Here is a 13,054-nt window from a genome sequence, read left to right on the forward strand (position 1 = left end):
GCCATGGCCGGAGGGGACAGCCATGGCGTTTCGATTGAAGGACAAAGGCCCGGAGAGGGGGGTAGGCCTTTGCCCGGTCTGGCGCGGCGGGGGACATGCCTGCTGCCAGACTGCGGCGTGATCAATCGCCGGTGATTATGAAATGAGAGCCGGAATAAGGCTTTTCAAGGGAAAGCTCGATTACAAAACGGTAACCTTCCGGTGAGCCCTGTGTGACGTCAAACCGGTCTTCAGGGCAGGAACTGCCATCGGGGCGGTGTCAAGTTTCCATGGACCTTTCGGTTGCCGCAGGCTATTCCATGCCCATGCAAAAAGGCGATCATCTTTTCCTCATCGACGGCTCCGGCTTCATCTTTCGCGCCTTCCACGCGCTGCCGCCGCTGACCCGCAAATCCGACGGCCTTCCGGTCGGCGCGGTCTCGGGTTTCTGCAACATGCTGTGGAAGCTTTTGACCGATGCGCGCGACACGTCCGTCGGGGTGACGCCTACCCATTTCGCGGTCATTTTCGACTATTCGTCGAAAACGTTCCGCAAGGAAATCTATGACGCCTACAAGGCCAACCGTTCGGCGCCGCCGGAAGAGCTGGTGCCGCAATTCGGCCTGATCCGCCAGGCGACGCGTGCCTTCAATCTGCCCTGCATCGAGACCGAAGGTTTTGAAGCGGACGACATCATCGCCACCTATGCCCGCATGGCGGAAAAGACCGGCGCCGATGTCACCATCGTCTCGTCCGACAAGGACCTGATGCAGCTGGTGACCCCCAATGTCCACATGTACGACAGCATGAAGGACAAGCAGATCGGCATTCCGGATGTCATCGAGAAATGGGGCGTGCCGCCGGAAAAGATGATCGACCTGCAGGCGCTGGTCGGCGATTCCGTCGACAACGTGCCCGGCATCCCCGGCATCGGCCCGAAGACTGCCGCCCAGCTTCTGGAAGAGTTCGGCGATCTCGACACGCTGCTCGCGCGTGCTGGCGAGATCAAGCAGGTCAAGCGCCGCGAAAACATCGTTGCCAATGCCGACTTGGCGCGCCTGTCGCGCCAGCTGGTCGAACTGCGCATCGACGTGCCGCTCGATCTCGAGCTCGATGCGCTGGTTCTGGAACCGCAGGACGGCCCGAAACTCGTTGCCTTCCTCAAGGCGATGGAATTCGGCACTCTGACCCGCCGCGTCGCCTCCGCCTGCGATTGCAATGCCGACGAGATCGAAGCCGCCACCGTCACCGCCGAATGGGGCGATGCCGCGCATGGCCCGGACCTCGATACGGACGCCGCTACAGCCAAGACCGAAGCTGCCGCCAAGGATACCGGTGACGCCGCCGCCAAGGCGCCCGCCAGCCCGGCAAAGACTGCCATTGCCAAAGGGACAGGCGAGGCGACGCCCGCCGATTTCGCTGCAAGCCGCATCGAGGCCTTTGCCAAGGCGCCGATCGACCCGTCGAAATATGTCACGATTCGCGATACCGCGACGCTTGATCGCTGGATTGCGGATGCCCGCGAAACCGGGCTTGTCGCGTTCGACACGGAAACCAATTCACTCGATCCGATGCAGGCTGAACTGGTCGGCTTTTCGCTGGCGATCGCCAACAATAGCGAAAACCCCGCAGGCCTCGATATCCGCGCCGCCTATGTGCCGCTGACCCACAAGACTGGCGTCGGCGACCTGCTCGGCGGTGGAATGGCAGAAAACCAGATCCCGGTTGCCGATGCGCTTGCCCGGCTGAAACCGCTTCTGGAAGATCCGTCGGTCCTCAAGGTCGCGCAGAACCTGAAGTTCGATTACCTGCTGATGAAACGCCACGGCGTCACTGTCGTGGGTTACGACGATACGATGCTGATGTCCTACGTGCTGGATGCCGGCAAGGCCAATCACGGCATGGACGGCCTGTCGGAGCGCTGGCTCAACCACAAGCCGATCGCCTTCAAGGATGTCGCCGGCTCGGGCAAGTCGGGCGTCACCTTCGATTTCGTCGATATCGACCGCGCCTCCACCTATGCGGCGGAAGATGCGGACGTGACTTTGCGCCTCTGGATGGTTCTTAAGCCGCAGCTGGCATCCATGGGCCTGACGCGCATCTATGAGCGGCTGGAACGGCCGCTGGTCTCTGTGCTGGCCGATATGGAAGAGCGCGGCATCACCATCGACCGCCAGATCCTGTCGCGCCTGTCGGGCGAGCTTGCCCAGAAGGCCGCAGCCTTCGAAGACGAGATCTACGAACTCGCCGGCGAAAAATTCACCATCGGCTCGCCAAAGCAGCTGGGCGATATCCTGTTCGGCAAGATGGGCCTGCCGGGCGGCGCCAAGACGAAGACCGGCCAGTGGTCGACATCGGCAAGCGTGCTGGAAGATCTGGCCGCCGCCGGCCACGATCTACCACGAAAAATCGTCGACTGGCGCCAGCTGACCAAGCTGAAATCCACCTATACCGACGCCCTGCCGACCTACGTCCATCCGCAGACAAAGCGCGTCCACACGTCCTATTCGCTGGCCTCGACGACGACCGGCCGCCTGTCCTCGTCGGAACCGAACCTGCAGAACATTCCGGTGCGCACAGCCGAAGGCCGCAAGATCCGTACGGCCTTCATCTCGACGCCCGGCCACAAGCTTCTTTCGGCCGACTACAGCCAGATCGAACTTCGTGTTCTGGCGCATGTCGCCGATATCCCGCAGCTTCGCCAGGCGTTCGAAGACGGCATCGACATCCACGCGATGACGGCGTCCGAAATGTTCGGCGTGCCGGTGGAAGGCATGCCGAGCGAAGTGCGCCGCCGCGCCAAGGCGATCAATTTCGGCATCATCTATGGCATTTCCGCCTTCGGTCTTGCCAACCAGCTGTCGATCGAACGCTCCGAAGCCAGCGATTACATCAAGAAGTATTTCGAGCGCTTTCCGGGCATTCGCGACTATATGGAAAGCACCAAGGCGTTTGCGCGCGAAAACGGTTATGTCGAGACCATCTTCGGCCGCCGCGCCCATTATCCGGAAATCCGCTCCTCCAACCCCTCCATGCGCGCGTTCAACGAGCGTGCGGCGATCAATGCGCCCATCCAGGGTTCGGCGGCAGATATCATCCGCCGCGCCATGGTGAAGATGGAGCCGGCACTTGCCGCGGCCGGGCTTGGCGAAAAGGCCCGCATGCTCTTGCAGGTGCATGACGAATTGATCTTCGAAGTCGAGGATGAGGATGTCGAGCGGACGATCCCGGTCGTCGTGTCCACCATGGAACAGGCGGCGATGCCGGCGATCTCGATGCTTGTGCCGCTGAAGGTCGATGCGCGCGCCGCCAACAACTGGGACGAGGCGCACTGAGCAGGCGAGCGTAAGCCGGCCGCAGGATATTCTATTCGTCGGACGGATAGAGCGAGGAAAGGGCTGTCGACAGCAGCTCGTCGGCATAACCGGCGGCTGATCTCTGCCCGGCCTCGGACATGTTCAGCTCTCGACAGCGCTGCCGAATCGTCTCTCGCACAAGGCTGGTAATGCCGCGTGCGTGTTCGATATCGGCATTTTCCGACGTGTCGAGCGCCAGAGCCAGTGATGTCATGGAGATGATCTCGAGTACGACGAAACGCGCTTCCAGATCGGATCTGAATGCACTTTCTTCACTCGAGCCACTTCTCGATTGTGAACTGCCCATTTCCGAACCCCCTAATATACGGGAACAAATAGGGAGGCTGTTGTCAGTGTAAAGTGCAGTAATCGATATTATGTCAAAATTTATACTTTTAAGTGAAGGCAATTGCTAAGCGCTTTGATCATTATATCGGTCGCCTGCGCCAGGGCACCGCTATTGTCGATCGTAACGACGTCGTAATCACCCCCGACCGTCAGCGAGCTGCGCTCCAGCCGCCGCAATATATCGCTGCGGCTTTCGCGTCCGCGGGCTTCAAGCCGTGCGGCCAGCACATCCGGCCGGGCCACGACATTGATCACCGTCAGCCTCGGATAGGCGGACTTGAAGGCGCCGAGTGCCGAGCGGGATCCGTTGGCGATGACCAGCTTGCCGGCCTCCACCGCATCGCGCGTTTCGGCCGGAATACCGTAAAAGAGGCCATGCGCATGCCAGGAAACGGCCAGTCGGCCGGCTTCCTTCAGGTCCTGAAACTCCGCCTCGGAAACGCCGTCATGGTCTTCGCCGCCGGCCGCGCCGTCACGGGTGATGATCCGCCTTGCGAACTGGATGTCGTCCCGCCCTGCAAAGAACCGGGCGGCTTCCGCCATCAGCGTATCCTTGCCGGCACCGCTCGGTCCCACGACGACGACCATGCGGCCATGGCTGTCACAGCCGGTTTCTGAGGGGAGGGCGTCCATATCAGGCCACCCGCCGGCCTTCGCGCCAGACGGCGCGGACAACCGGCACACCCTGTTCGCGGTGAACACGCACGAGGTCGGCACGCAGGCCGGTTGCGATCCGGCCGCGGTCGTTCAGGCTGACGCTTTTTGCCGGCGTCGAGGTGACCATGGCAAGTGCGGTCGGCAGCGTGATGCCCTCGACCTCATCGGCCAGCACGAAGGGCGCGTAAAGCAGGCTAAGCGGCACATAGTCGGAAGAGAGAACATCGAGCACGCCGCGTTCTGCCAGATCGCGCGCGGCGATATTGCCGGAATGCGATTTGCCGCGCACCACGTTCGGCGCACCCATCAGCACGCTCATGCCGGCTTCGTGCGAGGCCTTGGCGGCATCGAAACTGGTCGGAAATTCGGCGAGACGTACGCCGTTCTCGATCGCCTCGCCGACATGGTCGAGCGTAGCATCGTCATGGCTGGCAATGGTGATGCCGCGCTCGGAGCAGACCTTGGAGATGGCAAGCCGGTGCGGCGTCGAGTTGCGGGCCGATTCTTCCTGACGCTTGGCGCAGAAGCGGGCAAACGCCTCGTCGCTCAGGCCGCGCTTCTTCTGGTAATAGAGCGTGTACTGTTCCATCGTCTGGAACTGCCGCTGGCCCGGTGCATGGTCCATCAGCGAAACGAGCCGGACATGCGGGTCGTTTTCGAAATCGGCGAAATGCTGCATGACATTGTCGGCCGAAACTTCGCAGCGCAGGTGAAGCAGGTGTTCCGAGCGCAGGCGGCCTTCGGCGCCGGCGGCAGCGATCGCATCGGCCATGGCGCGCATTTCGCCATGCTCGAAGCCGCCATCCTCGTCCGCGCCCATGCGCAGGCAATCGAAAACGGTGGTGATGCCGGAGGATGCGACCTGTGCATCATGGGCCTGGATCGCAGCCGTGGCATTCCAGCGGACACCGGGGCGGGGCGAATAATGCTGCTCCAGATGGTCGGTATGCAGTTCGACGAGACCCGGGATCAGGTAATCGCCTTCGAAATTTTCGCCGGTATGGACATTGCCTGCGGAAATATCGGCGATCTTGCCATCGATGATCTGGATGGAACCGGAAACGATACTGTCTTCCAGAACGATGCGGGCATTTGTGAAGACGGTTTCGGCGGTCATGGGGCGGTCTTTCTCTGGTCGGATGCCGGCTGCAGGGCAAACCGGCGATATACGGTGAAGTCTGCGCCGCGCTCGGGCTCGACAAAGAGCGCAAGCGCGTCGATCGTCAGCGGGCGGTCGGTAAAGGCGGCCAAGCGGTTTTCGAGCTCGGCCTTCATCGCGGGCGATTGTTCCGGCGGCACCTGGGCCGTCAGCGTCATGTGGAAACGGAACTGATCGAACACGTAAGGATAGCCCCAGCGCAGAAGATTGTCGCGATGCGCCTCGTCGAGGCTGTCCGGCTTGCGGCGGGCGATATCGGCTTCCGACAGGGGAGCGCGGAACGGCTCGAAGGTCTCGACCACGGATCCCGCGAACTGCTGCAGCTCGGGATAGACGGTGGCCGGAACCAGCGCGAAGAAGCGGCCGAGCTGGCCAAGCACGAGGCGAGGGATATCGAAAACGGTCGTCTCGGCGGCAAAAGCCTCGATGGCGGCCAGAAGTTCGGCTTCGCTCTTGCTGTCTGCGAGCGCAAAAGGCGCCTTCAGCGTCGCGTGAAAACCGTAACGGCGCGGATCGGCGGTAAGCGCATGCACGTCGTCTTCGCTGATACCGGCCACGGCCGGCGTTGCCGAGGTGCTGTTGCCGAAGGCATCGCGACCGAGCCAGGCGGACGCCGCCTTGCTCAGCGGGTGGTTTTCGGACGGGGCGAAATAAAGGGCATAGCGCAAAACGGACACCAAGACGGGCACGGGGGGAATCAGGAAACCGGGTGGCGTCAACCTAGCTGACGACAGCACCCGGAAACAGGACTTCGGCTAAAAGATTTCCGTGACAGAATGATGATGGCGGAGCACGAAAACAGGCCGAAATGGCAGTCGAGGTGATGGGGCAGCCTAATGCCGCATCGATGCCTTGTCGGTGCCCATCAGACGGTGGCGCAGTGCATTCGAGGCGGCGTCGAACAGGAAGACGACGATCAGGATCAGGATGACCATGTAGCCGACATTGGCCCAGTTGGAATTGGTGCGCATCGATTCCCAAAGCTTGAGGCCGATACCGCCGGCGCCGACGGCACCAATGATCGTTGCACCACGCACGTTGGATTCCCACTGGTAAAGCGTCTGGCTGATCATGACCGGCACGATCTGTGGCATGACGCCGTAACGATGCACCAGCGTCGTTGCCGCACCGGTCGACTTGATGCCCTCGCGCGGCTTGTCGTCGATATTTTCCAGGCCTTCGGAATAGAGCTTTCCGAGCGTGCCGGTCTCGGTGAGGAAGATCGCGCCGGAGCCGGCAAGCGGTCCGGGGCCGAAGGCGCGCGTCAGGAACAGCGCCCAGATCAGCATGTCGACCGAACGCAGGAAGTCGAAGAAACGCTTCAGGGTAAAATTGAGGAAACGGTTCGGCGTGATGTTGCGGGCCGCAAGGAAGGCAAGCGGGAAGGCTGCGACCGCACCGAGCAACGTGCCAAGGAAGGCCATGACGATCGTCTGGAACAGTTTGGTCCAGACGTCGCCATGCTGCCAGGCATTGTTGTACCAGATATTGTCGAAGGCGAGCGACAGGTTCGACTGGTCCGGATCGATGCGTGGACCGGAGACGATCAGGCTGATCACTTCGCCGGCCGGCTTGTCGAAGAAGGGCGAATGCGTGTCGAACACGAAATTGGCCCAGCCGAGGAAGCGCTTGCGCACACGCACACGGTCCGAGGAAATGCTGGCATCGCCGGCAAAACCGAGATTGGCGAGCACGTTGTCGTCATAGACCGTCATCCACGACGGCGCCTGGCCGATCACTTTCGGGTTTTCACCGCTGAGATCGACTGTGACGCTCTGGCCATGCGCGGTTACGATCGCCTGTTTGTGGTCGACGGTAACGCTGCGGCTCGTGCCGCTTACTTCGACCGTGATGCCGCCGCCCGGATTGTTGACGATCCAGTCCGGATGCGGATTGTCGCCAAGCACCGAGAAACGCGGATAACGGACCTGGATCGTGCCATCGTCATTGACACGCAGTTCCGGCTGCACGTCATAGCTGATCCACTGGCTGAGATAGATGCCGACGCGCTGCCACTGGGCTTCCGCCACCAGCTTCGGCAGGTCGAAGAACCATACGGCATAGAGCATATAGAGCAATGTGCCGACGGAGATCATCAGGAAACCGAAGCGCTGCTTGAAGGAGCGCTTGAAATATTCCGGATAGCGCTCTTCGATCTCGTGGCGCCGGCTTTCGTGGATCATGGTCATCGTCATGGCGGCGGCCCTTAATGCTGGAGAAGGAAGGCGTGTTCGCCGACGAGCTTGCGGCGCAGCCATGCGGAGAACTGGTCGACCGCAACGATGGTAATGAACAGAAGAAGCACGAGCGCGACGGTTTTTGCGCCGAAACCACGCGAAATCGACAGTTTCAGTTCTTCACCGATACCGCCGCCGCCGACCGCGCCGATGATCGTCGAGGCGCGTACGTTGATTTCGAGGCGCAGCAGCGCGTAGGAGGCAAAATTCGGCATGACCTGCGGAATGGCGGCGAAACGCACCCGCTCGAACCAGTTGCCACCGACGGCGCGCATGCCCTCGTCGGATTTCATGTCGGCATTCTCGACCACTTCGTAGAAGAGCTTTCCGAGTGCGCCGATCGTGTGCAGGCTGACCGCGATGATGGCCGAGACCGGACCGATCGAAAGCACGGCGGCAAACAGGCCGGCAATGACGATTTCCGGGAAGGCACGCAGGAATTCCATGACGCGCTTGGCAACGATCCTAAGCGGCCAGGACGGGCTGAAATTGCGGGCGGCGAGAAAGCTCAGCGGCACGGCAAAAACAAAACCGATGATCGTCGACATGATCGCGATATTGATCGTGGTGATCATCAGCTCGAAATATTCGGGGATATAGAAGCTACCCCAGACGTAGACACGGCCCTTGGCGAAGTTGAATTCCTCGCCGCCCTTGTCGTTCGGGCTGGCAATATCGAACAGCGCGCGCCAGACGTCGCTCCAGTCCTTGGGGATCAGCCAGCTTAGGAAGTCGAAGAGGTGCGGCAGGCGTTCGAAGAAATGGCCGGCATTGCTCTCGTCGGCAAAGCGAACCGATGCCATGAATGCGGCAAACAGGATGCCGAGACCGAGCAGCGTGTAGATCCGCCGGCGGGCGACCATCTTTTCCCAGTCGGCACGGATGCTGTGGGCGTTTGCTCCGACAGCCGGTTTCGGCTGGGCGCTTGGCACGGTCTGTTGCGTGTCGGCATAGGTCATGGAGGCCCCGTCAATCCATCGCATTCAGGCCGGGCGAAAAGCGACCGCCGATGCGAGCGTAAAAACTGCTTCAAGCATCCGCCGCGTGCTCCCCCAGCTGCAGGCAGTTGCTAAAGAAAGGGCGGCCGTCGCCGGCCGCCCGAATGCTGTGCTGAAAGGATCAGCCGCCGATGGCAGCCTTACGTACGTCGACGACCGGGATGTAGAAGTCGTGGTTGACCGGTACGTATGCGCTGAAATCGCCGCCTTCGATGGCGTTGAAGCACTTCTCGTCCTTCTTCGGCAGAGCCATGTAGAAGTCGGTGATCTTCTTCATCCATTCCTGGCCGAGACCGTTACGAACGACGAGCGGGCCGTTCGGGATCAGCGGCGAGCGCCAGACTTCAACCAGCTTGTTCGGGTCGACCGAACCCTTGGCAACGACCTTGTGGAAGGTACCCGAGGTGAAGCCGTCCTTGAAATCGCCGATACCGGACGAGTCGTCGACAGCAACGTCAACCTTGCCGTCGTAAGCAGCGAGAAGGTTGTTCTCGTGGCCGCCGTTGAACTGGGTCGAAGCGAAGAACTTGTCGTTCGGAACGCCGGTGGTCTTCGGGATCTGCGTCAGCGGAACGAGGTAGCCCGAGGTCGAATCCGGATCGGCGTAGCCGAGCTTCTTGCCCTTGGCGTCAGCGATCGTCTTGATGCCGGAGGACTTCAGAGCGAGACCGATCGAGTAGTAACCGGTCGAGCCGTCCTTCTGCTGCGGAACCAGAACCGGCGTAACAGCCTTCGGGTCCTTGAGGTAAACGGCTGCGTAGCCGGAAGCGCCGAGGCCGGCAACGTCCAGCGTGCCGCCGAGCAGGCCCTGGATAACGCCGTCATAGTCGGCAGCCGGGAAAAGCGAAACCTTGTCCAGCTTGAATTCCTTTTTCAGGCCTTCAGCGAGGCAGGCGTAGTTGCGCAGGCGGTCGGCTTCGTTTTCGCCGCCGAGGATGCCGATGCGCAGTTCCTTGAGGTCTGCTGCCTGGGCAGCGTTACCAGCGAGTGCGGCAAGCGCAACCGCAGCCAAAAGCATTTTCTTCAGCATAGTTCTCTCCTGACCCGTCCCCGGGATCTTTGGTTTGGAAGATATGCGCCCTTTACGCGGGCTTACGATCTTTCAGCGGCGATCTAAGCCCTGGCGCCGGCCAGGTGTTCGATGCCGACAGATTGAGAAGCGCCGGAGCTGATAGCTGCGGCGGGAATGTTGATGGCGGTCGACGTCATCGTTTCGTCGATACCGGCGCCGTCCCTGTCGGAACCATAGATTTCCTGCACGGCCGATGCCGTCAGCGCGCTTGGCGGGCCGTCGAAAACGACCTTGCCGCCGGCCATGCCGATGATCCGCTCACAATAGTTGCGGGCCGTGTCGAGCGTGTGAAGGTTGGTGATGACGGTAATGCCTTCACGCTCGTTGATGTCGCGCAGCGCATCCATGACGATCTTGGCGTTGAGCGGATCGAGCGAGGCAATCGGCTCGTCGGCAAGCAGCATTTTCGGCGTTTGCATCAGGGCGCGGGCAATCGCCACGCGCTGCTGCTGGCCGCCCGAAAGCGTACCGGCCGGCTGCAGCGCCGTCTGCTCGATGCCGAGACGCTCAAGCGCCGCAATCGCCATGATGCGTTCTTCACGGGTGAAGATATTGAGCATGCTCATCGTGGTCGAACGATGATTGAGGCGGCCGAGCAGAACATTCGTCATCACGTCGAGACGCGGGACGAGGTTGAACTGCTGAAAGATCATCGCACAGTCGCGCTGCCAGTGGCGCAGTGCAGCGCCCCGCAGGGCAGACACTTCCTGGTCACCGAAATGGATCGAGCCCGAGCTCGGCTCCTGCAGGCGATTGATCATCCGCAGCAGCGTCGACTTGCCGGCGCCGGAGCGGCCGATCACGCCAACCATCTGACCCTGCGGGATTTCGACATTCACGGAATTGACCGCGATACGGTCGCCAAACCGGCGGGTGAGGTTTTTGAGTTCGAACTTCATATTCTCTCGCTCGTTAAGCGTTCATCAACGATCGAATAGCGCGGCGATATGAAGCTGAGATGTCGTTTGTGTATAGGTTCGGTAACAATTGAAAAGCCCGGATTTCCGGGTCTTCAGGCGTAACGTGACAGAAATTCGTCAGCCGAGAGGGCGCGGAAGTCATCAAGCGCCGTGCGCAGCTTGGCATGTTCCCAGTCCCACCACGCGAGACGATCCATCGCCTCGCCCGTTTTGGCTGAAAAACGCTCGCGGATAAGCTTGGCGGGAACACCGCCGACGATGGTGTAAGGCGCGACATCCTTCGACACGACAGCACCCGTTCCGACCACCGCACCATTGCCGACCGTCACTCCCGGAAGGATGGTGACGCCATGGCCGATCCAGGTATCGTTGCCGATCGTTACCGGTTTCGAGCGGCGGGCGGCGAAGAAGTTTTCCTCATGTTCCGCCTCGCCCGGCCAGTAGTCGCCGGCCCGGTAGGTGAAGTGGTGCAGCGTCGCGCGCTCGACCGGATGATTGGTGGCATTGAGGCGCACGAAGGCGGCAATGTTGGAAAACTTGCCGATCTTTGCGTTCCACAGATGGCCATGTTCCATCACGTAGGAATAGTCGCCGATCTCGCATTCGCGGATGCGGCAGAATTCCGCCACTTCCGTATAGCGTCCGAGCACCGTTGCCTCGACCTTTGCCGTTTCATGGATATACGGCTTTTCGGACAGCATCCTGCTCATGCGGCAATCGCCTTGCGTGGCGAGAATTTCGAGACGTCGAGAATGCGGTCGGCAACCGCCTCGCGCACTTCCTCGTCATGGAAGATGCCGAGCATGGCAACACCCTCGGCCTTCTTTTTGGCGATCATATCGACCACGACCCGGCGATTGGTGGCGTCGAGAGAAGCAGTCGGCTCGTCGAGCAGCAGGATACGGTGGCTGGTGATGAAGCCGCGGGCAATGTTGACGCGCTGCTGTTCGCCGCCGGAAAAGGTGGCGGGCGGCAGCGACCAGAGTTCGCGCGGCAGGTTGAGCTTTGCCAGCAGGTCGCCTGCCGTTTCGCGGGCTTCGGCAGCATTGATGCCGCGGGCCACAAGCGGTTCGGCCACGACATCAAGCGCGGAAACGCGCGGCACGGTGCGCAAAAACTGGCTGACATAACCCATCGTGTGACGGCGCACGTCGAGCACCGTGCGCGGATCGGCGCTGGCGATATCGACGATACGGCCGCCGTGATCGACGAGGATCTGGCCGGCATCAACGGCGTAATTGCCGTAGAGCATTTTCAGGATCGAGCTCTTGCCGATGCCCGACGGGCCGCCGAGCACGACACATTCGCCAGACGCGACGGAAAAGTTCACGTCGTTGACGACGGGCAGCTTGATGCCGTCGCGCAGATGCATGGTGAAGCTCTTGAAGACTTCCGAGACGACGAGGGGAGTGGCCATGATTTTTACCTCACACCTGGAGAATGGAAGAGACGAGAAGCTGGGTATAGGGCTCGCGCGGATCGTCGAGCACCCGGTCGGTCAGGCCGTGTTCGATGACATGACCATCCTTCATCACCATCATCCGGTGCGACAAAAGGCGGGCGACGGCGAGATCGTGGGTGACGACGATCGCCGCAAGGCCGAGATCGTTGACGAGACCGCGGACCAGATCGAGCAGGCGCGCCTGAACCGAAACGTCTAGACCGCCGGTCGGCTCGTCCATGAAGACGAGGCGCGGGCCGGTGACGAGGTTGCGGGCGATCTGCAGGCGCTGGCGCATGCCGCCGGAAAAGGCGCGCGGCTGGTCGTCGATCCGGTCAGCGGAGATTTCGACGCGGCCGAGCCAGTCGGTCGCCGTCTCGCGGATCTTTCCATAATGCCGGTCCCCGACGGCCATCAGCCGTTCGCCGACATTGGCGCCGGCAGACACCGTCATGCGCAACCCGTCTGCCGGGTTCTGGTGGACGAAACCCCAGTCGGTGCGCATCAGGAAACGGCGCTCGGCCTCGCTCATATGGTAGAGATCGCGGAAATTGCCGTCGCGCATCCGGTATTCGACGCTGCCGGTGGTCGGCAGAAGCCGGGTCGAAAGGCAGTTGAGCAGCGTCGTCTTGCCCGAGCCGGATTCACCGACAATAGCGAGAACCTCGCCCGGCCACAGTTCGAAATTGACATCCTTGCAGCCGATCCGGCTGCCATAGAATTTCGAGACGCCGCTGACTTTGAGAAGGGGAGTATCGGTCATTGGGCTTGATCCTTGCGTGTCGGTGCGCGGCGCTCACCCCCCTCTGGCCTGCCGGCCATCTCCCCCACAAGGAGGGAGATCGGCAGGTGGCAAAGCCTCGATCCTCTATAAAAGCCGAGCGTGC

At 61.3% G+C, this 13,054-nt stretch carries 12 protein-coding genes; 1 reads left to right on the forward strand and 11 read right to left on the reverse strand.

All coding sequences use genetic code 11. From position 1 onward, the window contains the following. Positions 1–305: 305 nt before the first annotated feature. Positions 306–3,314: a DNA polymerase I gene (gene polA, locus FHW37_RS16425; protein ID WP_145639278.1), complete on the forward strand. Its 3,009-nt coding sequence runs from the start codon at positions 306–308 to the stop codon at positions 3,312–3,314. A 31-nt stretch (positions 3,315–3,345) separates the two neighbouring features. Here polA and FHW37_RS16430 read toward each other — a convergent pair whose 3' ends face one another. From FHW37_RS16430 to phnK, 11 genes are all read right to left on the reverse strand, one after another. Further along, positions 3,346–3,549: a hypothetical protein gene (locus FHW37_RS16430; RefSeq protein WP_145638303.1), complete on the reverse strand. Its 204-nt coding sequence runs from the start codon at positions 3,547–3,549 to the stop codon at positions 3,346–3,348. 173 nt (positions 3,550–3,722) lie between these two features. Further along, entirely contained in the window at positions 3,723–4,316 is a 594-nt protein-coding gene (phnN, locus tag FHW37_RS16435) for a phosphonate metabolism protein/1,5-bisphosphokinase (PRPP-forming) PhnN (RefSeq protein ID WP_145638304.1), read from the reverse strand. 1 nt (position 4,317) lies between these two features. Next, positions 4,318–5,457 (reverse strand): alpha-D-ribose 1-methylphosphonate 5-triphosphate diphosphatase, encoded by a 1,140-nt coding sequence (locus tag FHW37_RS16440; protein ID WP_145638306.1) that lies wholly within the window; start codon positions 5,455–5,457, stop codon positions 4,318–4,320. Then, positions 5,454–6,167, reverse strand: a complete 714-nt coding sequence (locus FHW37_RS16445) for a DUF1045 domain-containing protein (protein WP_145638307.1) — start codon at positions 6,165–6,167, stop codon at positions 5,454–5,456. The genes FHW37_RS16440 and FHW37_RS16445 overlap by 4 nt, the downstream gene beginning before the upstream one ends. 165 nt (positions 6,168–6,332) lie before the next feature. Beyond that, complete coding sequence (gene phnE / locus FHW37_RS16450) at positions 6,333–7,688, reverse strand: phosphonate ABC transporter, permease protein PhnE (RefSeq protein WP_145639280.1); 1,356 nt, start codon at positions 7,686–7,688, stop codon at positions 6,333–6,335. 17 nt (positions 7,689–7,705) lie between these two features. Next, entirely contained in the window at positions 7,706–8,695 is a 990-nt protein-coding gene (gene phnE / locus FHW37_RS16455; RefSeq protein ID WP_145638308.1) for a phosphonate ABC transporter, permease protein PhnE, read from the reverse strand. A gap of 160 nt (positions 8,696–8,855) precedes the next feature. Further along, entirely contained in the window at positions 8,856–9,764 is a 909-nt protein-coding gene (phnD, locus tag FHW37_RS16460) for a phosphonate ABC transporter substrate-binding protein (protein ID WP_145638310.1), read from the reverse strand. 83 nt (positions 9,765–9,847) lie between these two features. Continuing rightward, a complete protein-coding gene (gene phnC, locus FHW37_RS16465) occupies positions 9,848–10,705 on the reverse strand; it encodes a phosphonate ABC transporter ATP-binding protein (RefSeq protein ID WP_145638311.1) in 858 nt (285 codons plus the stop codon). A gap of 113 nt (positions 10,706–10,818) precedes the next feature. Then, positions 10,819–11,436 (reverse strand): DapH/DapD/GlmU-related protein, encoded by a 618-nt coding sequence (locus FHW37_RS16470; RefSeq protein WP_145638312.1) that lies wholly within the window; start codon positions 11,434–11,436, stop codon positions 10,819–10,821. Continuing rightward, complete coding sequence (phnL, locus tag FHW37_RS16475) at positions 11,433–12,143, reverse strand: phosphonate C-P lyase system protein PhnL (RefSeq protein WP_145638314.1); 711 nt, start codon at positions 12,141–12,143, stop codon at positions 11,433–11,435. Before phnL ends, FHW37_RS16470 begins: the two co-directional genes overlap by 4 nt. A 10-nt stretch (positions 12,144–12,153) precedes the next feature. Beyond that, entirely contained in the window at positions 12,154–12,930 is a 777-nt protein-coding gene (gene phnK, locus FHW37_RS16480) for a phosphonate C-P lyase system protein PhnK (protein WP_145638315.1), read from the reverse strand. Between the last annotated feature and the right edge of the window lie 124 nt (positions 12,931–13,054).

The sequence above is a fragment of the Neorhizobium alkalisoli genome (assembly GCF_007829835.1).
Taxonomy (GTDB): Bacteria; Pseudomonadota; Alphaproteobacteria; order Rhizobiales; family Rhizobiaceae; genus Neorhizobium.